Genomic DNA, 25,650 nt, shown 5'->3' on the forward strand with positions numbered 1-25,650 from the left:
TTTCACTCCTATCCGAATAGTGGTTTACTAAAGAAATTACCAGCATCTTTAACGAGGGAGGTTGCTGTATCCGAAACCTTTTTTAACCCTTTGTCAATTGCTTTTTTTCCCTCATTGACAATTTCGTTTCCTTTTTCGAGTGCGTCATCTACTTTACTTGCAACTTTCCCTACCGTTTCCATCGTACCTCTGAAACGTTCAACGCCAGAATGGATCTGGTCTTTAAAGACTAAAGCAACATCTTCTGCAATCCATTGAGTATTTTTGGCTACAACATCTCCTACCATTCCTCCAACAGCTGCTCCAGCTGCTCCAAATACAATTGTTCCTCCTGGACCAAGAATAGTACCTGCCGCACCGCCAAGGGCTGCCCCGGCAACTGAGAATCCAGTTACAACTCCAGTTTTGTAAACAGCTCTTCCAACAGCTTTTGCATTTTCCCTTTTCAGAACTTCTACGTTATTACCATATTTTTCGTAGTTACCAGCAATATCCAGACCCATTCCGGTAAATTCTGTTCCAGCAGTAATTAATGCTGTTAACGGGGCGGAAGTCTTGGCAAATTTCCAGCCTGTTTTCATAACCTGGCCAAAGGTAAACTTTTCTCCTGCTTCGTTTGCCAGCCCTTTAACAAACCCCTGAACAGAATTCGTATAATTCACAACATCTTGAGGGAGATATTTAGCAAATTTCATATGCACGAGATCTGCCAAGGAGTTATTCGCAAATTCTTTTTTCAAATATTTCAGCCCTAAAAAGCCTCTTGCCGCATTTCTAAATTCAGAGGCATCTATTTTGGCTGCCATTGCTGCAAAAGGCCCGTAATGCTTAAATCTCCATAACCCATTTGCTCCTTTTGTATAATCCGTCAGACCTGTCAGCAAGTACTTCATTTGATTAACAGCAACCGCTCCCATTCCAGTAACCGTTCCATACTTCTCATACATCCCATATAAAAACTGCAAGGTATTATCCGCTTCTGCCATTTTTTCAGAGACTTTACGAAGATCCTTATCAATATCATCCATTTTGTCTATTAACTGGTCTCCAGCAGTTCCATAAGCATCAACGACTGAGAAACAATGTGCGAACCGTGGATCTGCATTCAAAATGGTCCTGGAAAGAGCATTTTTTAAATCTGTATTTATATCCTCAATGAGTGCTAACTCATTTACTACAGAATTCGCTAAACTTTCCAACTTGTCAGGTTCTATTTGAATTTTTTCAGCCATCTATCAATTTCATCTCCTGTTAAGCAGTAGTTGGTTTCTTACACGAAAGATTGTTTGATGCAAGTTCTTTTGCACGTTCTGCTGCTGCAATTTCAGCATTCGTTTGTTCAATGAGAGCAGCTGCTTTATGAAGCTGTCCGCTTGTTTCTAGTAATTCTTGGGCGAACCAATTATATTTCTTAAGCATATCCTGAAACTCTTGATCAAATTGTTCTCTTGTCTTACCCGACCAGCTTGAAATTTCTCTCATCGCTATATTTCTTATAGCAAACTCAGAGTCTTTCACCTTTTCAGAAGCATCCGCATACTTTCTCGCCAAATCAGTAACATGATTTGAATCCATAACCTCACCTCTTTAAAGTAATTCCATCTATTTAATGAAATTGTTTTAACCTTTGTACAAACATGACATAGATTTGAAAACCGACTACTCCTCCCATTAACTTCCCAAAAATATAGGATATAAAACCTAATTTATACAAAATAATGAAACAAAATCCATTATAAGGAAAACAAGAGGTGAATAGTAGTTCTAAAAGACTCAATTCTGGATTGTTAATTCAGGTTAAATAGAACTAATTTACATTTAGAAATAATTGTTGGACGTTAATTCAAATACAACCCCCTCCTAAGTGTACTGGCATATACCAGGTAATGAGTGTCCCCATCCTATGGTTGGGCAGTTTTTAATCAAATATTTTTAAGTTGCTAATCTCGATAAAGTTTATTTTAAATAACTTTGAGCTTTATTATAAAAGTATTAGCGAAGCGATTTGTGCTAATTATAATTTTTATTGATTAATAAGCTAAAACTATTTAATTATTTCATTCAGAACAAGCAGTTTGTTTCGCGCTATCTGCTACTAAAGATGGAGCGTAACCATCAGCAACTACTTCGCCTGAAGTATCTCCGAAAGTGAATGCTCCTACAGAGAATCCAGTTTCAGATACAAGTTTGTTAGCAACGATTGCTACTTGACCAATCTTAGCAGAAGAGTCAGTTTTAGATACTTGAGTACCAGCTTTCAAAGTTCCAGTGATAACTGTTTCAGTATCCTCATTAACTTTGTAAGAGACAGCTGCAAGTGTTTCAGTAGTTCCACCATTAGTGATTGAGAAACTATGAGGCTTTCAAAAATTTGCTCCGCATTATCTGCGCATAAATTGGATTTTCCAGAATACTTTTTACCGATTTATGGGACCATTTTTTCCCTCTGGGAGTTAGTCCAAATTCCTCTTCTAACAAGGTAGCTATGCGTCTCATACTGTATCCTGATAGGTAAGCAAGTAATGCCAACCGGTAAGCTCGAAGTTGTGCTACCTGATTAAGAGTTGCACCATTCTCTAATGTCGCAGGCAAAAGCTTTCCTTCCTTATTTCGAATGTAGCCCAAAGGTTTGAAAGTTGAACTGTAAGCGTTCTGACTTATCACTTTCACCTTTTTTGTATGCATGATTACTGCTCTAATTCGTCTTCTATCCACCTGAGCAGCTGCGGCTTCCTTTATAAAAACTTTTAAAAACTGGTCCGTTTCGGTAGTTCTGTTTTCTTGGACGAAGTCAATCCTTTTAACTTTACCTAATATCTCACCAACTAACTTAATACTATGGTATAAATCCCTCGACAGCCGGTTCTGGGTATATAAGACCAACACATCTATATCATTATTGTTAACCTCATCTAACATATTTTTCAGAGCAGGTCTTTCCATAGTAGCACCTGAAAATCCGACATCCGAAAAGGATTTAACAAGGTCATATCCTTAGTGATATACGAGAAACAGATATGCAGGTGTGCATTATTTAACTCTTCTAAGCAGACTTTACAATTCTTTAAAAAACCCAACAACAAGAATGTAAATGCTATGTAATAACTTTTGAAGCAGCTAGAGTGGTCTAACTCTTTAAAAGAGCACATTTGGTTTCTTGAAAACAGTATCCAGTATAGATGAAATTTTACTTTCATCAGTTAATTTTCAGTCATGTTAACTTTTTTAACTTTTGAGTAATATTAACTTTAACTTTTGGCAATGATATTGATGGAGGAAAGAAGGTAGCTCCATCTTATATTTTGAATAACCAAAGTATAGTTAATGCTGTTTTGAAGTTAACTAACGAAACAAACTAATCTTTATAAATAAATCCCCCCTATTCCAACCTTGTGAATTACATTGCCTTTCTATACTCTGATTGCGAAAGGTCAGTCAGAACTATTACACGAGAATGCAAAAAAGCGGACAGCAATTGTGAAGGTTTGCTGTCCGCTTTGGTATGTCCTTTTTTTTAAAAAGATATGCAGTGTAAAAAATTTTAATATCAAATTTATTAAGGGATATACTGTTTAATTTGCGTTAAATAAAATATGTTCTTACTTAATTTCTTTCCAGTGCTTTAATTAAAATCCGGCTTAGAGTCTTTTCACATATATTTATTTTACTTCACTCTTTAATCCTGTATATAAACAAAAGAAAAGCCCCGCAGAGATTAATCTCCACAGAGCCTTTCTACATAATCGGTTGGTGACACTCACCGTCCATAATCCATTAATTAGACAGCAGCTGGTGTAGTAACATCAACCTTAACTGGTGCAGTAGCGTTACCAGCAGCGTCTTTTACTACTACATATACATCGTATGCAGTATTATCAGCAGTAAATGTTAGTGTTTTCGTAGCTTCAGCGCCCGCAGTAAGTGCAACTGTAACATTATTTGCTACGATTGCAGCTTCTGTAGGTGCAGTTGCACCATCAGCTACTACTAAGAAGTATGCAGTTCCAGCTTCATTAGATTGCACTTTCATTGTAGCTTGTTTTGAAGCAGTAGCTCCAGGAGTTGCTTTCGGGTAAGTAGCTGCTAAAGTAGGAGCAGTAATGTCTCCTAGAGTAACTTCAGTTGCAGCGAATGCATTTGAAGCATTACCTTTAGAAGCAGCATCTTTGATGTAAACTGGAGTAGATTTTGATGCAACAGTTACTTTACCAGCGAAGTTATTATAATCTGCACCAATTAGGTCGATAGTCAAAGTATCACTGTCTGCAGCGATTGCAGTGTTGTAGTCTACACCAGCTACAAGAGTTTTACCAGTAGCGCTATCAGTGATAACCAAATCAGTTGCAGCTAGAGAAGCATTAGTAGTAGTTAATTCTTCATCATACTGGATTGAAATGTTATCAACCGTGTTTGCTACTTGTTTAATTTCCAATTTACCAGTTGTTGAATTTTTAAGAACGCTTGGAGCAATTCCATCAACAGCAGCTACTGAAATAGAATCAGCATTTTTAGCTCCATATACATTAGTCAAAGCATCAGCAGCAACTGTTACAGTTGGTGTTGCAGATGTTGTAAACTTAGTAGCACTATCTTTAAGTGTAAGTGTTACAGTGGATTTTCCATCTTTATTTACATATGAAGCTCCACCGAATACTTGTGCACCGCTAATTGTAAAGTTATCAGTGTTTAAAGAACCCTGTAGTTCTTGGTCAACTTCAAAAGTAACTTTGTTAGTTGAAGTAGTTTTTGCTGTGTTAGCAACTAAAGTTGCACCAGACTCAGTTCCGATAGTAACTTGTTTGTAAAGTTCATTGAAAGTATTTCCAGAAGCATCTTTCAGTGTACCAGATACTCTCAAAGTAGTTGCAGTTGTTTCTCCAGTTCCACCTAATTGAATTTCAACTGTTTTAGGGTTAAGAACTACTACTTTGCTATCTGTAGGGAAGTCAACTTTAGTTCCACTTCCATTACGAAGCTCGTATTTAGAAAGATCAGTTAAACCTTCCGCAGACATTGCTTCATTAAATGTAACACGGATTTTTTTATTATCAGTGCTTCTTAATGCATTTCCTGTAATATCCCAAGAAGTTGTATCAGCAATAACAACAGCTGTATCTTGAGAAGTTAATTTGTTTTCCAAGAAAGATGCATCTTTAATTTCTTTTACAGTTAGTGAATAATTTCCACCCTTTAGTGAAGAAGGAAGTGTAATTGTTGCTTTCTTAGCTGAATAACTTACTGTAACTGTATTTAAGAATTCACCTTTAGTATTAACAAAGTCATAATCATCAGATGAAAGTACAGATCCAGAACCATTTTTTAGAATGTAGTTAGAAAGTTTTTGTGCATCAGTTGCGTTAACATCTTCATCGAATGTTACTTCAAGTTTCTTATCAGAAACTGCTTTAACACCTGTTACTTTTGGAGCTGCTTTATCAACTACTACTGTTGAAGAAAGCTCAGTTGAAGCTACATCATTACCCCATCCATCTTCAAGAGCGTTAGCTTTAGTATTCAAGAATACTTTGGCAGTTCCTTCAGGAATTGGAGTTCCAAATGCAACTGTGTAAGTATCAGAATATCCATTTACAACAGTTCCAGTTACTGGAGTAAGAGCTCCACCAACATAAGCACCACTGTTGTTAATTGTGTGGTACACAGAAACATCAGAAGCTGTTTTCACAGATACTGGTTTAGAAAACTTAAGCGTAACTGTGTTTGCAGTTGCCTTTTCAACAGATGCAGTAGGTGCTGTTGCATCTTTTTGGTAGTCAAAAGATTTAACTGCTTTTTCAATTTTTAGGTTGGCATAGTCTGCTCCACCTTGAATTTCAAGCTCTTGAGTTCCGATAGTTGGTTCAATTCCGAATTCTACAGTCGCAGATTTTTTGTCAGCAGACAATGTAACTGTTGTAGAGATAGAACCGTTACCAAGTTTTACTGTTGGTACTGTTTTAAGTGGCTCAGAGAATGAAACTTTAACAGTACGTGGTGCTACTACATCAACTTTAGTTGCAGTTGGAGCAGTTGCATCAAAGAACTTTACTTCTTTTTCAGTTGTAGCAATTACAGTACCTTTAGTATCTTTAACGTTTTTAACTTCTAGCTTGTAAGTTTCTTGGTTTTGAGCTTCAGTTCCAAGAGTTACGATAGCAGACTTTTTGTCGGCTTGTAGTTCAACGCTTCCTACAGTAGCTGCTCCACCTGTTGTTACAGCAGTCATTTTGTAGTTAGCAAGTGCTTCTACATCAGTTTCAGTCATTTCTTTGTTGAAAGTTACAAGAACTTCTTTATTGTTAATCGCACAAAACTCACGTCAAGTTCAACTGTACTGACGTGAGTTTTTTTCGTTACTCCCCATATCTTCGCAATAGAAAAAATTAACTAACTATAGTTGAAAAGTAGATTATCATCTATACAAGTTCCCGTTCATAGGAAGGATTTGGTTTTTGTTTAACAGTAAAACTACAGGGGATGTACTTAATCTTTGGGGAAAGCGGGGCGGAATTACTTCGCCCCGTTTGTCCTGATCTTTTCAACATGCTGAATGATTTGTGAAAAAACCTTCTCAACACGATCTCGATCTTTGGTTGGATAGTAGATGGCAAGTGATCCATTCTGCCCCAAGAAAGTATGAATCTCAATTTCATCAACTGCCAACATACTTTCTATCTGGGAAGCAACTAAGGTCATGTAATTTACACTACCTTTTAGTATCTTGGTATCCATCATCTCATCGACTGATTTTACATCAGCCTGAAAAAATAGTCTGGCTAGTTTATTCGCCTCCTTATTCCTTCGCGCAGTTACTCCAGGAATAAATCGATTATCCTCAGGGTCCCTCTCAATCATCAAATCATCTATATCCCTCGATACTGTAGACTGATTTGTTTTAATCTTGTAGTGTTTCCTCAGTATTTCCACTAGTTCTAATTGGGTTTGAATAGGAAATCGACCAACTGCATCTACAATCCTTTTCTGCCTTTCCCTTTTTTTCACTTGCATTCCCTCAAATGTTTCTTTATCCATTCTGAAACCTCCCAAAAAAAATTTTAAAAAAACGCTTGACAGCCCTTTTATTTACTCCTCGTCTAAATAATCTTCATAAAAGTGCCTAATTTCAGTTATACCAAGGGTTTGAACATTAGTAAGACCTACTCGAAAGCAACCCCTGGCTCTTAGCATTATCAATAGCTCTAAAATATGAAAAATAGGATTCATTATGAATAAATTATAGCATTAATGTATATTATTATTCATTTTTATTGCCAATTTACAGAATATCAGTTTTGATATACTCAATTTAGTGGATGACCACTTCTAATTTAAATTGGAGGCGACAAGCAGGAAATGTATAACTCTGATCTTATCAAAAAGCATCTGAACTACTATGCTTCAAAGCTACAACTGCCTGTGTTGCCTTGCAGCGGAAAGATTCCAAAATTGCCTGGCTGGCAAAATCGTTCAGTTCCTTCAGAAGAGGAGATGGCACAATGGCTTAAAACCTTTCCTGATATGAATATCGGCCTCGTGCTCGGAGCAGCTTCTCGACTCATTGGAATCGACGTAGATGGGGATGAAGCAAAACAACTTTTGCTCGAATGGGCTGCAGGTGATTTACCTGAAACTTGGACTTACCAAACTCCAAGCGGTGGTCTTAGGCTTCTGTATCGATCTCCTGAAGGAGTTTCACTAAAAAAAGTGGTCAAAACACTTGATGGAAAACATAGTGAACTCGCTCTCTTGGGTGAAGGTCAACAAACCATACTTCCACCATCGGTCTTTGAAGGAAAATCTTACAAGTGGAAAAAGAATCCTGCAAAACAGCAATTGGCGGATGCCCCTAAGTGGATGATTGATCGCATGCTTGGTCTTGTCAAAGAGAATAAAGCTGTAACTGCAAAAAAAGCCCCGTTTGTTACGAAGCAAGCAAAGGACGAGGTTCTAAATCGGTTGTCTAAAAAATGCGGTGTGTTCAAAAAATGCTTGAAAGATCAAAAAGACACTGGCCTCTCAGAAGATGATTGGCACCTATGGACTCGACTATTAGTCCAAGCAGGACATAAAGATTCTGCAAAAACCTTCTCACAAGCATCTTTGAAACACGATGCCAGGAGCGAGGAGCGACTTAAACAGCTCATTGATAATTCAAAAAAGGATTCACCTATGGTTCGGTGTAGCTCATTTGGATGTAGCGAAGAACAGATGGAAATATGCCACGGTCGAGTCAATGTAAACGATAACGGGGAGGCAACCAATTCTCCAGGAACTTTTATCAGAGAGTTTAAAAGTGCACCTTCACTTCCTACCCATCCGATTTACAAGCCATATCTTCAGGCTATGGAACAAATTGAGGAGTACACATTGGACGAGAAAGGACGTCTTATCACTTTCGATAAAAAGGGCAATCCATTGGAGGTATCGAATTTCGTAGCCCGTCCAACACTTGAAATCATTCGTGACGATGGTTTGCAGGAGAAGCGTATGTTTCGAATTGAAGGTGTGCTGAATGGCGGCGTTCCGCTCCCAGCAGTCGACATATCTCCCAAAGATTTCGTATCTATGAATTGGATCATGGACAATTGGGGCATTCAAGCTTCCATTAAACCAGGGTATGGAAAAAAAGATATTTGTCGTGATGCTATTCAAAATATGGGTGTTTCAACTGAAAAACATCGTATCTTCACACATATGGGGTGGCGAAAACAAAAGGATGACAATTGGATTTATCTGCATTCAGGTGGATGTATTGGAGCTGAAAACATCAGTATTGAAATCGAGAAGGAGCTTGATCGCTACATATTACCTAATGTAGTATCAGATCCAGTCAAAGCAGCTCGTGCAAGTCTAAGACTACTAAAAGTAGCTCCTTTGCATATCACTATCCCATTACTAGCGATTACCTATCTTGCTCCACTTGGAGAACCTTTCAGACAAGCAGGAATCGAACCAAACTTTGTGGTTTGGTTACATGGAACAACAGGCTCAAGGAAAACATCATTAGGACAACTCTTCTTGTCTCACTTCGGTAAATTTGTTAGCAAGAATCCACCCGCTAGTTTCAAGGATACGGCCAATGCCCTTGAGCGTAAGGCCTTTTCAACCAAGGACTCATTGATATTAATAGACGATTTCCATCCGGAAGCGAGTCGATCTGAATCACAAAAAATGATGCAAATCGCCCAACGAGTTTTGCGAATGTATGGAGACAGAATTGGACGTGGTCGTTTGACCTCTCTTATTGAGTTCCAAAGAACCTTTGCTCCTAGAGGTATGGCAATTGTAACTGGAGAAGACGTGCCAAAAGGAGAATCCTCGGTTGCACGCTTTATCGAAGCAGAGATTCAAAAAGAAGATGTTAATCTCGAAGAATTAACGAAAATGCAAAATTTTTCACCCTTTCTAGCAGAGGCAATGGTAGGGTACATCAAATTTCTCACCCCTCAGATGAATGATCTTCCCTCCTTACTTAATAAGAGGTTCATAGAAAAAAGGGATGACTTTCAAAAAAATGCAGCGCATGGTCGACTAGGCGAGTCAGCCGCTTGGTTGATGGTTGCTTTTGATATGATGCTAGCCTATATGGAATCAATTCAAGTGATTTCTTCTGAGAAAGCAAAGCAGTTTTCTGCCAATGCAGAGAAAGTTTTGAGGGAATCGATTGCTAAGCAAAATGCACTAGTTTCACAAGAAAAACCCGAGGAGATTTTCCTTAATGCCTTAAATGAGTTATTCGCCACTCATAAAGTTAGGCTTTCTCCACTTGCAAGAGGTTTAGAAAGTGAAGATGCTTTGGTTTCAACTCAAGGAGAAAGAATCGGGTGGTTCGATAAGAATCATTATTACTTATTGCCTGATGCGACTTACAACGCTGTCAATGCATTCTTATCTAAAAGAGGAAAGACTTTGCCCTGTTCAGAGCGCACTCTATGGAAGCATCTAGATCAAGCCAAAATGATTAAGACTGAGAAAACGGATGATGGGAAAATTCACCGGTGTGTGAAGAAAACAATCCCTAAAGGGCATATGGATCAAAGCAGAAGACCCTACAGGCCTCGACTCGTTCACCTTTTTTCTCATGTGCTTAATAGTGATGAAAATTAAAAAAGCCTGATGGAAGGCTACAGTCTGCAAATAAATTTTTCAAATAAATCTATGGAGGATGTTTCCGAATGACAAATAAAAACGAGGTCAATAAATCAGTTTTTGAGGACGATATTTTTTCAAATGAACATGATGAATTAGATTCTGGAGATTATGTAGGGCATGACCCATACGACCCAGAGCCCGGCGAGGAAGATTATATTGATGATAGCGAAGTCGTATACGAGTTTACAGATGAAGATGACTTTGAAGGGCAAGATGAATTCTCACCTAGTTTAGAGACAGAAGAGGAGTCTCTTGAATACTGGGAAGATGATGATCATGATGCTTTCAGTGATGATCATACAGAAATGAAAGAGGTAGATTACGATGATGGCGACGAAGGTGCAGACGAATTAGATGATTTAGATGATTTTGACTCTGATGATGATTCATTCGAAGATGATGAGAATCCTTTTGATGACGAAGAAGATGCTGATGACGAAGAAGATCTTTTTGCAATGGCCAAATCTAAAAGAACACCGCATTTACCTGAATCTGAGTATCCTGGAGTAGTTGGTAAAGTAAAAGTCGAGAAAATGCCTAAAGGAAACTTTGACAAACCATGGGTGAGAACAACGATTCCTTTTCAGATTAAACATCCCAAGACAGATGAAATCATCACTGTCCCTTTCTTTGCCAATAAAAGTACAAGCAAGAATAGCCGACTCTATCCAGTAATCAAGGGAATTTTGGGGCAAGTCCCACAACAAGAGTATTCTTTAAAAGATCTAATAGGTAAAAAAGTTTACGTGGTAATTGAGCACCGCGAAGACGAGACGGGAGATATTTGGGAAAATGTTGTTCAAGTCCGTCCACTCCGTTCAAGAAAGAGATAGTTCTAATCCTTGGGATAACGGGGCAAAAATTGCCCCGTTTGCCCTCATATTTTCCATTAATCGCTTTGAAATAGAAGATAAGCATATATTATTTCATTGATGGAATAAATTAGGAGGTAAGATACTAATGTTGTTATTGAAAGCCATTGAACTTCTTAAACAAAATTTAATTGACAAAGGCAGGAGTAAAGAGACAATACGAGGTTATATCATGGATATCACAATGTTAGACCGTTTCCTAACAGCAAAATACAATTGTCCGACATACCTTGAAGATCTGTCTGAAGAGGATATTGAGTCGTATTTGCGTATGCTGAGGCAAGAAAAGGAGTATCAGGCAGCAAGCGTCAATCGTCACTTAAACTCTATTCGTGTTCTTTGCAAGCTGGCTTATAAAAAGGATTGGCTAAAGAATGATCCCTGCAGAAACGTCGAGCAACTAAAATGCCAGCGAAAGGAGCGTACCTATTTGAGTGAAGAAGAATTGGATACCCTCCTTGGTGCCATAAAACATCCACTCGTTCAACTTGCTGTTCGAACAATGGCCTATACAGGGCTTAGGGTGTCAGAATGTACAAGCCTGAAACTTGATGACGTAGACTTAACAAATGGCATCATTCACGTAATAGCTGGGAAAGGCAATAAAGATCGATTGGTTCCCATCAGTGAAGGACTAAAACCACACTTGGTTGAGTATGTAAATGGTTGGAGAACACAGGTACCTTCCCATAAATTCTTTGCAACAAAAAAGACTGGCGAAATTTCACACCAAACAATCAACAGAATACTTCATGAAACGACCTACGAACTAGGATGGAAGAAGAAAGTCACTTGTCATATTTTACGACACAGCTTTGCTAGTTTTCTAGTCTCCAAGAACGTAAATGTTGTAAAGATTAGCAAACTATTGGGACACGCTGATGTTCGTACCACCTCAGTATATATGCACACGAATACGGAGGAGCTAAAAGAGGCGGTAAATTTAATTTAATGCTTACTATTCCACATTAGAAAGGATGATACCTATGGCAATTCAAGAAAAAGACAAACCTGTATTTGATGAAAAGGTGCAAGGAATTCTTCGCTCTCTTGCTAATGGAAAAACACGTGAGGAAATCGCTGATGATGAAGGAAACAAAAACTGGAAGTCTGTGGATATGTATATGAGAAGACGGAACTTCCAATGGGATGGACACAAGCAAACATATGTCCCGAAGGTTATGGAAAAGAAAGAATGGCAGCAACTTGATGCTTCTAAAGCAGGACAAGTAATTTCCCTATTGTCCAAAGAAGGAGCTGATTTGCGTTCCGTTGCTGGAAGGCTTGGATTCAAAGATCACAAAGAACTTGCCATTTATATGAATTCTAAAGGATATGCATGGGTTACCGATACGAACAACTACCTCAAACAAATGGGAAAAGTTCTTCAGCCTGAGGAGCCCAAAATAGAGAAAGATATAATTTCTCCTTTATTAGAGGAAACATCATTAAATGATGGAGTAAATGCTGTACACATCCATCAGTTTTTACCCATCTTGCAACTTTTAGAAAAGCATCAAGAACGTTTAAGTGATTTAATCATACCAGGATCTCAAGTAGGCACAATTCCAAGATACATCGTTCCAGGGATAGCAACCACAAAAACCATTCATATGATGAATACCATCGTCCAGCTCGTTCTTGACTTTAGTCGTGAAAAAAATATTACACAACGAGAAATCTTTGAGGTAGCCCTTATTGAATTCTTTCGTAAGTACGGTTATGAAAATGAAATTGAACGTCTTCTAACCTGATGAATGCGTTTAGATCAATTTGTTTCTAGCACCCGCCTAAATATCCAGGAAGTGATATTCAGGCGGTATTTTTTTTATTAATACACACGCAAATAGTTCCTTTTCTTGATGGGAAAACGGGGCGTATGAAAACTTGCCCCGTTCGTCCCGTTTTTACAATAGGGAATAAATTGCAGCTACTTTAGGATTATTATTATCAATTATCATTATGGTAATGGTTCATAAGGTAGTCCTTGATGCTCTCATTAACAAGCTTGGTAATGGATTCGATCTTTCCATTCTTCTGAAGCATATGAACGATTTGATGGACATTCATTTCTAAATAAGTCGTCACCCGAACATGGGTTTCTGCAAAGGTCTTTTTCCTCTCTATGGTTTCTTTCGGGACAAATGGTTTGCCATTCAGTATGAAAACCTGATTTTCCTCTTTATCATCTTCAATTGGATCTGACTCATGGTCTTCTGGTTGAAACCCTTCCTCATCGTATTCATATCCTTCTTCCAGATCTTCATATTCCTCTTCTATGTCCTCATACTCTTCCTCTCTGATCGGTTCATTTCCCCTGTTCTTATTGAAGTCGTACTGGAAGTTTCTTTTTCTTCTTGTAAATTGACTCATCCGTTAACCCCTACCCTCACGTTAATATTTACGTCTACGGATCCGTATACTTTTTTGTAGACCCATTATTTTATTGTTCGGGTATCTCTGTATAAATGCAGAAAAAAATTTGTGGATGGATTTGAGGAAGCAGGAAGAAGAATTCCTCCTGCTCATTTGATTAACTCATGTAGGATAGGTAGATGCTGCTCGTTTACTGCTGAAGCCATTTTTCTAAGCGGTCTCCAATTGATCCTTCTAAAAAGTAGACAAGGTTCATCTGATGGTCATTCATGAACCCGATCCGGAAATACACGCAACCCTTGCATTCTTCCCTTTCTACAAACTCAATGTCTAATAGATTCTGGAGAAGGAATTGGTCATCTTTTTCGGTTTCCAGGATGTAGATGCAGGACGATGAGCTCAAGCAAAAGTCTTCCAGCGATTCGCCTGTCCCCTCTGCCTTATACCAGTCCAGAAATTGCATTTTGACAATGTCGATGAAAAGGTGAGGAAATGTACCCTTTGTTTCAAGTTCGCTTATATTCAAAAATCTCGTGACTCTTTCCACCTGCCTATGCTCCCCTTTACAGTTTGTCGACTGCATCCTGTTTCTCCTGTCTTGTGGTTTGGATGTAGAACTTTGCGGTCATGTTGATTGTGGAGTGTCCAGCCAGCTTACTGACAGTTGTGAGATCCACTCCTTTTCGCAAGAGCCTGGTCGCAAACGTATGCCGGAAGAGATGAGGATGCAGCTTCATCTTCAGTTCATCCGAACAGTTGGCCAGCCAGTCCCGAACGGCATCCCTGTGCATCTTTGGCGAACGCTGACTGACCAGCAGGTATTCACTATCAGCAAAATTAGACTGCTGCCTTTCTCCTTGCATGTATTGTTTAATCAATTGAAGAACATCCTGCCTTAAACTAATCTCTCGAATCTTACCGCCCTTCCCTTTAACCGTTAATACAGCGGTCAGATTATCAATATCCATCAATTTAACACTGACTAATTCAGAAACCCGAAGACCTGTATAAAGCAGAAGATACCCAATCAGTCTATTTCGCTGCGTGACCTTTGCCCGATCCTCCAGAAAAAAGAGGAATCGCTCAACCTCTTCTTCTGAAAGAGCGGAAACCACGTGCTCACTTCCAGCCGCAACTTGGACCCGATCCCGTTTTAGCTGGATGAATGACTCACTCACCAAGCCCCTCTTTTCAAGAAAATCATTGTAAACCTTCAAGCTATTGATTTTTTTATTAATGGTGGTGACCGCCAGACCAATTTCTATTAGATGTTGCTTAAACCGGACAAACGAAAATCTCGTAAGAGGCTCATCAGAATCATTACCCTTATCCATTAAGAATTCATTAAATCCTTTTACATCCCCAACATAGGATTCAACCGTTTTTGCAGCTCTTCCTTCTTCCTCCAGCCATTGCCCGAACAGTGATTGCAGCTCATTCATCCGTTTCTCTCCTAACGAAAAAGAGCCCTGAACACTTTTTAAGTATTCAAGGCTCTTACTTATGAATCCATTTTATGATTTTTTTAATCGTACAAGTCGAACATGGCTGTTGGCATAGACAAGGGTAGATCTTCAAATTTTATCTCCTCCCATTTTCATTATTTATCTTGATTCTTTAATGACTTCCTTTGCCACTTCGGTTGCCACAGCGACAATAACCGTTGCCACTACCTTTTCCCACATTCTTCTTCACCTCCTTTCAAGATGAAGAACCGACTCACGCCAGTACTATAATTATGCAGTGAGTTTATCCACTTCAAAATGATGCCTTTTTCATACCCTGCATCAACTCCTCCTAAATGGTCCTATGCCCGTTTAGTTTTGACGTGAGTTAACTGTTAGAAATGTCGTGAGTCTACTCGAAAGACTCTACCAAATTTTCCAGGTAGTCAATATAGGTTTGTACCTGTTCTCGATGAAACGGCTGCGGCAGGAAGGAGATGATCCGTTCCACTTGTCCCTTATCAATTTCAATCACTTCTTGAATGGCATCATCCAGAAGCTGTTCAACTAGTTCATCTTCCGTTAGGATGGTATTTTCATAGAATCCTGTCGATTCATCCACTTCTCTGAATTGTACTTCTCCATTGATCACGATTTTATGATATTTTGCCATCATCCATTCCCCCATCTACTTTTTGTCTTATTACGGCCTCTCCATCTTTTAGGAGTACCTGCAGGTACCATTCTCTCGTTTCCGAATCCATTACCACCGCCCCGATCCACTCCGTCCCTTCCTCATGTTCATATATCATGGTCTCAAACAGAAGTTTTTCAGGAAGGTCTCTAAGCAAAACGGCTGGAACAAAGCAATCCATCACTTCATCCTTAAACAGAATGACTCCCTCACTGCTTACATCTGAGTCATGAATGTTTAAACCAATTAGAGGAGCAAGCGTTCCGATAAACCAATCTAACTCTTTCCCTTCTTCCTTTTCCATTCAGACATACCCCTTTTCTTTCAGTGATACGAAGCTTTCCTCACAAACAATCAGATGGTCTATTACCTCAATCCCCACAATCTTTCCTGCCTCCACTAGCCTTTTCGTAACCTCCACGTCCTCCCTGCTTGGTGTTGGATCTTGGGAAGGATGGTTGTGTCCGACAATGATGGAAGCTGCGTTTGATAGAATAGCGGCCTTCATCACTTCCCTGGGATGTACAATACTGGAATTAAGACTTCCAACATGGCAAATGTTAATGGCCGTTGGCTGGTTCTTTGTATCCAGGCATATCACAATGAACTGCTCCCGATCACTGTCGATCAGGAAATCTCTTAACAGCTGGTACGCATCTGTTGGAGACTTGATTCTTCTTTCTTTGTAAAGCACACTTGATTCCCTTACGAGTTTCAGGCTGACGATGCTCACCCGTTTCGCTGACTGATTCTTTAAGCATCCCTTCTCAAACAACTCCAGCTGCTTTTGCTTCTTCATTTCATATAGTTTCAATTTGTATGCCTCCCTAAATTAAAAATGCCCTAACTCCGCTTTGGGAATTAGGGCTTCATATCTCTTCACTTATATAATATTTGTTTATCTTTCTCTTTAATCCGTTTTATAGACAAAAAGAAAAGCCCCGCAGAGATTTCTCTCCACGGAGCCTTTCGATATACTTCGGGGTGGTGACAGGCACCAGTCCTTTTAATTAATTCTTCTGATTATTAGTTAGCAGGAATGCTTACAGTCAAGTCTTGAACGTTAGTGTTAGCAGTAGTTGAAGTAAATTTCACTACTCCAGGAGCTGGATGATTTATTGTATAACCAGCTACAACATCAGTAATAAGTTGTATAGCAATTTTATCTGCTACATCCACCGCACTATCACCAGCTGCAACTGCTACAGTGTGATTAGTTTCATTAACCACAACAGTAATGTTACCAGATGCTGTTGCACCTGTATTAACAGTTAGGTTAACTTCTTCAGTAGAAACACCATTTACACCCTGTACAATCGACGGGGTTGCTGTTACTCCTATTGATACGCTATTCTCGTCTTATACCTTTTATATTTCTCGGCTTTATAACGAGCCTTCACCGTGCAGGCGGCTTTCACCGCACACGGCGATCCATCAGCAGCATTGATAATGTACATAGAGATAGCCAACACTCCTAAAAATGCTGGCCATCTCCTACTCATTTTAGGGAAATAAGTTTCAGATATACATACCACTGACTGAGTTCCTTCGCTCCGATCCGTTTTATCCTCTTGCTGTGTTACCACAGCAATACATTCGGCAGATCATCGACACTACTACGAACTCGCCGCCATCTTACTAGCTTCTTCGGTGTTAACCCACCTCTTCCAGCAAGACTTCAAACGTTCCATTACTTCCATCCCTCATTTTGATAACCTTAGATCTCCACTACCCAGGAATAAGAACGAACAGTTTAACAGTCAATTGTTCTGATCGCCATTGTATGATTTCGTATACATGGATGGTATCCAAGCTCCTAGCTATTCGTGAATTCCACTACCTTACCCTGCTTCAACATGGATTCGTCGCCTGATCATAGTTATCTTTTAAAGAGCCCCGCCTCACTTCTGTGAGTACGACTTCACCTGACTTCTTCCCTTTGGCTGGTTAAGGCCTCACTGGATGCAGGAGGATTAGGCACATGACTCAGACTGTTGTCATGTTAAGGAATTTCACCTTATATTTGGAAGTAATAGTTAGAATAATCGCCTCATGCGTACATGAGGCGTATTCCACTTATTTCACTTGCAAAGCAAGCTTATAAAGTAACGTTTCGTTTATTTTTATTAAGAAGCAGTAATAATTTGTTCAGCAGATGCTGGTTTGGTTGTAGTTGCTTTAACACGAATTTTTGCAGTTTCATTTACAGCAAAGTTTTTGCCGTGAACACTTGCAAGAATTTTCCCATTTGTATCTGCTGTGAAACTAGTCCAAACACCAGTTGAAGTTTCTACTTCATATACTGTTCCAGCTGTTAAACCTGTGATGTCATCATTAGCAGCTGAAATTGCACCAGTTGGAGCAGCAGCTTCTTTAATGTCAGCAGCTGTAACGTTTAGAGTTGTTGTAGCACCTTTATTAGCACTACCTGTTTGTTTTGTACGAACTTTAATGCTGTCACCAATGTTTGTAGCAATAGCTTGGTTAGCAGATGTAAATGTAGTGTAAGAACCACCATTTACACTATATTCCATTGCAGTAGTAGAGCCAGTTAAAGCAGTAGTTCCTGCAGCTGCTCCTTTACCAATCGTTACACTTGGAGCTGCTGGAGTCACAAGTTCAAAAGTTTGAGAAGTTTTTGCATTACGAGCAAGATCCTCAATTGATCCTACTACAGCTACAGTAGCTGGAAGAACGCTAGTGTTGCTTGAATCACTTGAAAGTGTAAGTGTTACAGTGTTGTTAGTCACTTGGACTGCTTTTACACTACGACCAGCTACAGTGAAATCTGATTCTTGCACTGATGCTGCATATAGATTTTCAGAGAAAGTAAGCACAAGTGCGTCATCATTTGCAGCAGTAGCATCATCTGTAAACACTGCATTTGTAATAGATGGAGCAAATTTATCTTTAACGTCTGCACCAGTTACAGCAGACAATGAAACTTTAGTTCCAAAGCTGTTAACCGCAGACACAGTAGCTGAAGCTGCTGTAGAAATTTCCACTGGTGTAGCAGTAAGATCTGAAGAAATATCTCCATTTACTCCAGTAGCAGTTGTTAAGGTAATTACTGATTTTCCATCAATTACTTCATTTGAAAGGTTAACTGCTGCTGTAGCAGGGTTAGTTCCAACAGTTACAAGGAAATCATCTGCTTCTGCATTTGTAATTACTTCCTTGAAGTATAATTTCACTGTATTTTTACCTGTTACTTCTGCTTTATCAAACAATGGAGCAGTTGCAGTAGAAGGAGCAGTTACAGTTGTAGTTGGTGCAAGAATTAAGTTACCAGCAGCGTCTGCTACTCGTAAAACTTGAATGTTAGCACCAGCTGGAGTTGTTTGAACACCAGTTGTTACATCAGTAAAGTCTAAAACAACAGATTTGTTGCTGTTAGTAGCAGTTAGTTTAACTTTGCTATCAAGAGCATCTGTGCCAGTACCAAATAGGTAGTTCGCTTTATTCTCGATTGAAGCTTTATCCATTGCTTCAGAGAAGTTGATTTGTACCTTTTTGGATGATAGAAGTTGTACTGGTGTAGTAGCCAATGTTGGGCGAACTGTGTCAGCAAGGGCTACAGCTTTTGTTACTTCAGCTAATTTATTTCCTGAAGCATCTTCAATCCCTTTAACAGTAAGGTTGTAAGATCCACCATTCAATTGATTAGTAGTAGTAATTCTGTAAATGTTTTTAGAAGCATCTACAAGTGCAACACCTTGAATAGCAACTGTGTCACCAGCAGAATCTTTCAAAGTGTAGTTAGAAGGAGTTGATGCTCCAACAACTGATTCGTCAAATGTTACATCAATAGTTGTACTAGTTTTACCTTCAACGCCAGTGATAACTGGAGCTGTTTTATCCGCTGTAAATGTTCCAGCAAGTTCAGCTTCAGCAAATTTATTGCCAAAAGCATCTTGTACTTGTGTTCCATTGTCAGCTACATAGTCAACTAGAATTTTAACAGCACCTTCAGGAAGCTTTTGACCTGGTTGAAGGTTAAGAATAATTTCTTTACCAGAAACAGTTCCTTTAATCAATTCATAACCTGCTGCTTTAGCAGTGTGGTAGAATTTAACATTAGAATCATTTAGGTTAACAACATCTTCAGAGAACTTTACTTTCACTTGAGTAGCTGATAAAACTTCAACGGAAGCAGTTGGAGCTACAGTATCGGCAGTGTAAGTGAATTCTTTGTTAACATCTTCTACTTTGAAAGTAGCAAAGTCAGTACCACCATTGATGTTCAATGTATGTTTAGAACCGTTTTCTGGAGTAACGCCGATTGTAAGATCAACATAGTCGTTACCAGGAGTAAACGCAGTGTTTACGATAGAAGTAGCGCCATTGTTAAGTTTGAAAGTTGGAACAGTTGCAAGTGGCTCTGAGAAGCTTACACGAACAACTTTAGGAGCTACAACTTCAATAGAAGATACTTCAGGAGATTTAATGTCAACAAACTTAACATCGTTTGTAGTTTCAGCTACTAATACTCCTTTAGCATCCTTAACATTCTTAACAGTTAGTTTTGCAGATGTAGATTGAGCACGAGCAGCTGCAAGAGTTAGAACTACTTTTTTGCCTTCTAGATCAGCAGAAGATACAGTAATTGCATTTCCTGAAGAGTCTTTAAGTTCGTAGTTAGCAACTGTTTCAGCTAGGGTAGTGTCAAGATCTTTGTTGAAAGTTACTTCAACTTGTTTAAGGTTAATCGCACTTACACCCGTAACTGCAGGAGTCATTGCTTTATCATATTTAGCAAGAATTACTTTCTTGTTTTCTTGAAGTGCAGCGTTGATTTCTGTGTTTGCAGGATATTTTCCTGGGAAGTTTTTGTTTCCTGCTTCTTTGATTGTTACAGCATTAGCTTCAAGAGTTTTTAGCACCTCAAGTTGTGCTGGAACTTCAGCAAGTTTGCCGTCTGTGATCAATTTGTCGATTTCTTTGTGAAGAAGGTATTGAGATACTTCGTAGATTACAGATTCTTTAGCTAGTTTACCTGGAAGTACATATTTAGCTTGAACCGCTTTACGAGCTTCTGGGCCGTAAACTTTACCAGCAGAGCGCTCTACAGCACGAACTGCGTCAGATACAGCGTTGTAAGCAGTTACTGTAGCGTCTTCAATTTTGTTGGATTTAAGAGCTGTTTTAAGAACTTCTACTTTCTTCTCTAGGTCTGTGCCAACTTTAACAGCGTCAATGATGCGAGCAGCTTTGATGCGGTTTTGTTCAGCAGCAGCTAGTTTAGTAGCCCATGCTCCTGTTGGTTTTACAGCTTGAGCAGCTTTAACAGCAGCAGTAGCTTCGTTGTAAGCTTTAGTGAACTCAGCAGATACAGTTACTTGCTCAGCTTTAGAGATCATGTAGAAAGGCTTAAGTTTTGCTACAGCAGCCTCAGCTTTTTTAACAAGAGTTTCAGCATTAGATGCAGCAGCAGCTTGAGCTGGGTTAGCAGCTACTAGTGAGCTAGCAGCTACAGCAGCAGCAAGACCTAGCTTTACAGTGTTCTTTTTTGACATTTTAGTGTGTTCCCCTTTCAAATTGTGTTTAAAGTATTTTGTATATTGATAAACTGACAATTATGTAGACTGGCATAATCCCCAGTTACCAAAAACGAACTAATAGGTATGTATATCCTCCTATACCGTAGTAAATTATTACATACTTTGTCTGATATTTCAACTTGTAATTAGATAAAACTAATAAAAAAGTGCTAGACAAAGGAAATACTTAGCAAGAGGAATACCTATTGACAATCATATTACAAAATATTTTAAAATGCTAGCAATTTCATGTAAATTTTTCATATTCTTTGTAAATTATTCTTAACAAAGAAAAAGATTCCATGGAAATTTGTTGAATGCTGTCGAATACTATTTCAAGCCGTAATAACTTTTGTAAAGATTTAATACGGGAACCTGCAGGGTACGGCCTTTTATGGCTACAGATCTCACATCCGCGTAGTCTTTTAATCTGCTTCTCACCCATTCTACTCTTTCCCCATTTTTCGGTCCTGTATACAGGGGCAAAAGTTTCGAAATTGCCGCTGTTACATGGGGAGCTGCCATGGAGGTGCCGCTGTAGGATACATATTTCGTTGTATTGACAGTTGATAGAATGTCCACGCCAGGGGCTAAAATATCCAATCCTTTCCCGTAATTGGACCATTCAGGCATTCGATAGTACTTGTCGACCGCCCCAACGGCAATTGTATAAGCAGATGAAGCCGGGTAGTCAACGATTGAGCCCTCATTTCCGCTTGCAGCTACAATGGTGACGCCTTTATCATAGGCGCTTTTCAATACTCTTTCTGTTACTTCATCTTTGCTTGCGTGAACGCCCAGACTGATATTCATGACTTCGGCCCCGTTATTAACGGCCCACGCAATTCCAGCTGTAATATCTGAGAAATATCCGCCGTATTCCCCTTCAAATACCTTTACGACCATGAGCTTGGCATTAGGAACCATACCTGTTACGCCAAATGTATTGTTGTTGGCGGCAATAATTCCCGCGACATGCGTTCCATGCTGGTCCTTTGCCGTGTCTGTAGCCGTTTTCGGAATTTCTTTTCCGTACAGGTACGTAATTTTGGACTGCACCCGGCCTTTAAGATCCTCGTGATCGGATATCCCTGAATCAATAATAGCAATTTTGCATGCACAGTCTTTCGCATTCAATCGGTAAGCCTGGGATTTCTTCACCCCCCATGGTGTCGTTTGTTTGTAGGACGCAGCTGTTGTTTTTCTGTCAATTCCGGCGCTGATAATGGCTGGGTTGTTTTTGAGTTCCTGCAGGGACTTTTCCCCCGTTAGGACCGCATAATAATGCCCATCCAATGAAAAGCTTCTGATGATGCTCCACTCTTTTAAAGAAGCAGCCAGATCGGCAGGTTTTTTGGACAGTTCAACAAGATAGCGCGATGTATCGGCATTTGCCTGCGGAGCCGGTACAGCCAGCGCAGAACCAAACAATAGACAGCTTATGAACAGAATCTTGACGATATTCCTCATTTTTTTCACTCTACTCTCTCAAGTTAGTCGTTCTTTTCTCTTATATACTAATCGGATACCATAAAAAAAACTAGATGGAAAATTCCATCTAGTTTCGGTTCGTAATGTTTTTTCGTCCAACTGAATAATATTCAACCGGATACTGGGCTGCCTGTTCAAGAGAGTAGCAGTTGCGTCCGTCAAAAATAATCGGCTCATTCATTTTCTCAATATAGTCATTGAAGGTAAGAGCTTTTACTTGATCCCACTCTGTTACGATCATCGCAAAATCTGCTCCCGCAATAGCTTCATCCGGGCTTTCTACATAGAGAGTCTCGGATGGAAGAAGCTTTTTCGCATTGTCTGCTGCAATAGGATCATAGGCAACGACGGTTGCTCCTTCATTCACCAATTCATGGGCGAGAGTGATGGATGCTGCTTCACGCATATCATCTGTGTTCGGCTTGAACGCAAGGCCAAGCATAGCCACGCGTTTTCCTTCCAGGCTGCCAAAACGCTGCTTTGCTTTTGTCACAAGCATGCGCTGCTGTTCACCATTAACTTGAATAACGGATTTCAGCAGGTTGAAATCATGCTGAACATAGCTTGCGATTTGGACAAGCGCGCTTGTGTCTTTCGGGAAGCAGGAGCCGCCGTAGCCGATTCCCGCTTTCAGGAATTTGCTGCCGATCCGGTCATCGAGTCCCATGCCTGCCGCGACATCCTCAACATCTGCCTCAAGCTTTTCGCAAAGGTTGGCGATTTCGTTGATGAAGCTGATTTTCGTCGCAAGGAATGCATTGGATGCATACTTGATCATTTCCGCGCTGCGGATATCCGTTTTGAAGATTTCAATCCCGAATGGGCGGTTAATTTCCTCTAAAAGAGCCGCCGCTTCTTCGTTATTGGATCCAATGACGATCCGGTCGCCTTCAAACGTATCTTTTACAGCGGATCCTTCACGAAGAAATTCCGGATTGGAGACAGAGTGAACCTTGTAGTCCTCTTTCAGATGCTCTCTTACAATCGACTGAACGCGCTCATTTGTGCCAACCGGCACGGTGCTTTTTGTTACAACGACCACATCATTTTCAATGTTGTTCGCAATATCAATCGCTACCTGCTCAACAAAGCGGAGATCAGCCTGGCCATCTTCACGCTGAGGCGTGCCTACAGCAATATAAATAGCTTTAGCACCGGCAAATGCTTCTTTATGATTCGTTGTAAAATGCAGTCTTCCCCGGTCAATGTTCGCTTTCATCAATTCATCAAGACCCGGCTCATATATCGGAGATAAGCCTTGTCTCATGCTTTCTACTTTTTTTTCATCGATATCGACACATGTTATGTCATGGCCGATTTCAGACAGACAGACGCCCGTAACCAGGCCTACATATCCTGTCCCAACTACTGCTATTTGCATGATGTCAGATCCTCCAAATTGCTGGTCTCTCCAGCAGGTTTACTTTTTCACTACCTCTTCCAGATAGCTGTTCACTTGATCTCTCAAATCATCGCGCTCAAGGGCAAAATCTACAGTTGCTTTAATAAACCCAAATTTGTCGCCGACGTCATAGCGCTGGCCGTCAAAATTGTATGCGTAAATTGGCTGGCTTTCGTTCAATACCTTCAGTGCATCTGTCAGCTGAATTTCTCCGCCGGCTCCCGGTGGCAGCTCCTCAAGAATGCTGAAAATTTCAGGCGTTAAAATATAGCGGCCCATAATGGCATAGTTAGAAGGTGCTTCTTCTCTCTTCGGCTTTTCAACCAATGTATGTACTGAAATCATTTTATCTCCATTCGGCGTTTCCTGCGGAGCGATGATTCCGTATTTGGATACATCCTCATCAGGTACCTGCTGCACGCCAACGACACTTCGCTGATGCTGATCAAAGGCATCAATGAGCTGCTTCGTGCACGGAACTTCCGAACGGACAATGTCATCACCAAGCAAAACGGCGAAAGGCTCGTCTCCAATAAAACGGCTTGCACAGTTAATCGCATGGCCCAATCCCTTAGGCTCTTTTTGGCGGATGTAATGAATGTTGGCAAGGCCGGAGATTGCCTGAACCTCTTTAAGAACCTTGTCTTTCCCTTTTTTCGCAAGCGTTTCTTCCAGCTCGTAGGATTTATCAAAATGATCCTCGATTGCGCGCTTTCCGCGTCCGCTCACGATAATAATATCTTCAATACCTGAGGCAACCGCTTCTTCAATAATGTACTGAATCGTTGGCTTGTCTACAATCGGAAGCATTTCCTTCGGCTGTGCTTTTGTAGCAGGCAAAAAACGTGTACCTAAACCTGCAGCTGGAATAATGGCTTTTCTTACTTTCGTCATAACAATTCCCCCAATTGTGTCCTCATTTTTTATTTAAATAGGTCTTTTTGACAGCATTCCAAGCGTATCCCCCAAAACAAACAGCGGAATAAGGGAGGCTAAGCTTCTCAACCTCGCGATACACCTTCCATGTCTGTTTAGCCGCTTTAACCTTGTTGCTTGATATGGATCCTGGTACTAATCTATAGTAGGCAAGGGTTTCCTGAATTCCATATGCCGTGATTCCTTTTTTCAGGATGGAGAGCCAAAGAGCAAAATCCTGCCTGGTTCGGATATTTGGCATTTGGATCGGTCCGGTTTTCTCCAAATCGACAACAGCAGTCAGACAGCCGATGATCGTATTTTTCAGCAAACCGTGGTAACCAATTGCATCGGGAATTTCAACAATTTGATTCAGCTTCTCTCCATCTTCGTTCATAAGCTGATACTTCGTAAAGGTAAACGCATAGTCATTCTCTTCCATAAACCGAATCTGCTTTTCCAGTTTTTCCGGATGCCACAAATCATCGCTGTCCAGGAAGGCTGCGTATTTTCCTTTTGCCATTCTGAGCGCGGTGTTTCGCGCAACCGCTGCCCCGCCATTTTCAGCGAGTTCAACCAGCCTAATGCGCGGATCTTTTTCGGCAAAGCCTCTAATGAAATCGCGTGAGTGATCCTTCGAACAATCATCCACAATGAGCATTTCCCAATTCCCGTAAGTTTGAGCCTGTACAGAACGGATCGTATCACCGATGGTCTTCGTGCTGTTGTAGGAAGGCGTAATAATCGAAACGAGGTGCTTTTCCAC

21 protein-coding genes and 1 pseudogene are annotated in these 25,650 nt (G+C 40.0%); 4 read left to right on the plus strand and 18 right to left on the minus strand.

Annotated elements, in window-relative coordinates:
• Positions 1 to 8 precede the first annotated feature (8 nt).
• From AS29_RS08335 to AS29_RS08360, 6 genes and pseudogenes are all read right to left on the minus strand, one after another.
• Positions 9 to 1,232: a hypothetical protein gene (locus AS29_RS08335; RefSeq protein WP_035404848.1), complete on the minus strand. Its 1,224-nt coding sequence runs from the start codon at positions 1,230 to 1,232 to the stop codon at positions 9 to 11.
• A gap of 19 nt (positions 1,233 to 1,251) precedes the next feature.
• Complete coding sequence (locus AS29_RS08340; protein WP_051860530.1) at positions 1,252 to 1,575, minus strand: WXG100 family type VII secretion target; 324 nt, start codon at positions 1,573 to 1,575, stop codon at positions 1,252 to 1,254.
• Between the two features lie 777 nt (positions 1,576 to 2,352).
• Entirely contained in the window at positions 2,353 to 2,685 is a 333-nt protein-coding gene (locus AS29_RS21895; protein WP_269449391.1) for a recombinase family protein, read from the minus strand.
• Between the two features lie 12 nt (positions 2,686 to 2,697).
• Positions 2,698 to 2,979 (minus strand): annotated as a pseudogene (locus AS29_RS21900) (recombinase family protein); the annotation flags it as partial.
• A gap of 799 nt (positions 2,980 to 3,778) precedes the next feature.
• Positions 3,779 to 6,262, minus strand: coding sequence for an Ig-like domain-containing protein (locus tag AS29_RS08355; RefSeq protein ID WP_035404851.1), 2,484 nt, complete (start codon positions 6,260 to 6,262; stop codon positions 3,779 to 3,781).
• A gap of 245 nt (positions 6,263 to 6,507) precedes the next feature.
• Entirely contained in the window at positions 6,508 to 7,029 is a 522-nt protein-coding gene (locus AS29_RS08360; protein ID WP_035404853.1) for a hypothetical protein, read from the minus strand.
• 321 nt (positions 7,030 to 7,350) lie between these two features.
• Here AS29_RS08360 and AS29_RS08365 point away from each other — a divergent pair, with 321 nt between their 5' ends.
• From AS29_RS08365 to AS29_RS08380, 4 genes are all read left to right on the plus strand, one after another.
• Positions 7,351 to 10,104 carry a bifunctional DNA primase/polymerase gene (locus tag AS29_RS08365; RefSeq protein WP_035404855.1) on the plus strand — a complete coding sequence of 918 codons (2,754 nt, stop codon included), beginning with the start codon at positions 7,351 to 7,353 and terminating at the stop codon, positions 10,102 to 10,104.
• 68 nt (positions 10,105 to 10,172) lie between these two features.
• On the plus strand, positions 10,173 to 10,982 hold the full coding sequence (locus AS29_RS08370) for a hypothetical protein (RefSeq protein WP_051860531.1): 810 nt from the start codon (positions 10,173 to 10,175) through the stop codon (positions 10,980 to 10,982).
• A 127-nt stretch (positions 10,983 to 11,109) separates the two neighbouring features.
• Positions 11,110 to 11,973 carry a tyrosine-type recombinase/integrase gene (locus AS29_RS08375; RefSeq protein WP_035404857.1) on the plus strand — a complete coding sequence of 288 codons (864 nt, stop codon included), beginning with the start codon at positions 11,110 to 11,112 and terminating at the stop codon, positions 11,971 to 11,973.
• Positions 11,974 to 12,007: 34 nt separating this feature from the next.
• A complete protein-coding gene (locus tag AS29_RS08380) occupies positions 12,008 to 12,775 on the plus strand; it encodes a hypothetical protein (protein ID WP_035404859.1) in 768 nt (255 codons plus the stop codon).
• A gap of 196 nt (positions 12,776 to 12,971) precedes the next feature.
• On the opposite strand, the gene AS29_RS08385 is transcribed toward AS29_RS08380, so the two are convergent.
• From AS29_RS08385 to AS29_RS08440, 12 genes are all read right to left on the minus strand, one after another.
• Complete coding sequence (locus tag AS29_RS08385) at positions 12,972 to 13,394, minus strand: hypothetical protein (protein WP_035404860.1); 423 nt, start codon at positions 13,392 to 13,394, stop codon at positions 12,972 to 12,974.
• 193 nt (positions 13,395 to 13,587) lie between these two features.
• Positions 13,588 to 13,944: a hypothetical protein gene (locus tag AS29_RS08390; RefSeq protein ID WP_156505903.1), complete on the minus strand. Its 357-nt coding sequence runs from the start codon at positions 13,942 to 13,944 to the stop codon at positions 13,588 to 13,590.
• 16 nt (positions 13,945 to 13,960) lie between these two features.
• Positions 13,961 to 14,839, minus strand: coding sequence for a tyrosine-type recombinase/integrase (locus AS29_RS08395; RefSeq protein ID WP_035404862.1), 879 nt, complete (start codon positions 14,837 to 14,839; stop codon positions 13,961 to 13,963).
• A 415-nt stretch (positions 14,840 to 15,254) separates the two neighbouring features.
• Positions 15,255 to 15,515 (minus strand): hypothetical protein, encoded by a 261-nt coding sequence (locus AS29_RS08400; RefSeq protein ID WP_035404863.1) that lies wholly within the window; start codon positions 15,513 to 15,515, stop codon positions 15,255 to 15,257.
• Entirely contained in the window at positions 15,499 to 15,840 is a 342-nt protein-coding gene (locus tag AS29_RS08405; protein WP_035404864.1) for a hypothetical protein, read from the minus strand. The genes AS29_RS08400 and AS29_RS08405 overlap by 17 nt, the downstream gene beginning before the upstream one ends.
• Positions 15,841 to 16,335: a JAB domain-containing protein gene (locus tag AS29_RS08410; RefSeq protein WP_035405070.1), complete on the minus strand. Its 495-nt coding sequence runs from the start codon at positions 16,333 to 16,335 to the stop codon at positions 15,841 to 15,843.
• Between the two features lie 227 nt (positions 16,336 to 16,562).
• Complete coding sequence (locus tag AS29_RS08415) at positions 16,563 to 16,715, minus strand: hypothetical protein (RefSeq protein WP_156505904.1); 153 nt, start codon at positions 16,713 to 16,715, stop codon at positions 16,563 to 16,565.
• Positions 16,716 to 17,662: 947 nt separating this feature from the next.
• Complete coding sequence (locus AS29_RS08420) at positions 17,663 to 21,052, minus strand: Ig-like domain-containing protein (protein WP_051860532.1); 3,390 nt, start codon at positions 21,050 to 21,052, stop codon at positions 17,663 to 17,665.
• A gap of 354 nt (positions 21,053 to 21,406) precedes the next feature.
• Positions 21,407 to 22,546: a S8 family peptidase gene (locus tag AS29_RS08425; protein ID WP_051860533.1), complete on the minus strand. Its 1,140-nt coding sequence runs from the start codon at positions 22,544 to 22,546 to the stop codon at positions 21,407 to 21,409.
• 88 nt (positions 22,547 to 22,634) lie between these two features.
• Positions 22,635 to 23,948, minus strand: coding sequence for a UDP-glucose dehydrogenase family protein (locus AS29_RS08430; RefSeq protein ID WP_035404866.1), 1,314 nt, complete (start codon positions 23,946 to 23,948; stop codon positions 22,635 to 22,637).
• A 39-nt stretch (positions 23,949 to 23,987) separates the two neighbouring features.
• Positions 23,988 to 24,863 (minus strand): UTP--glucose-1-phosphate uridylyltransferase GalU, encoded by an 876-nt coding sequence (galU, locus tag AS29_RS08435; RefSeq protein ID WP_035404867.1) that lies wholly within the window; start codon positions 24,861 to 24,863, stop codon positions 23,988 to 23,990.
• Positions 24,864 to 24,885: 22 nt separating this feature from the next.
• Positions 24,886 to 25,650 (minus strand): glycosyltransferase family 2 protein, encoded by a 765-nt coding sequence (locus AS29_RS08440; RefSeq protein ID WP_035404868.1) that lies wholly within the window; start codon positions 25,648 to 25,650, stop codon positions 24,886 to 24,888.

Source organism: Bacillus sp. SJS (genome assembly GCF_000732485.2).
GTDB lineage: Bacteria > Bacillota > Bacilli > Bacillales > Bacillaceae > Metabacillus_B > Metabacillus_B sediminis.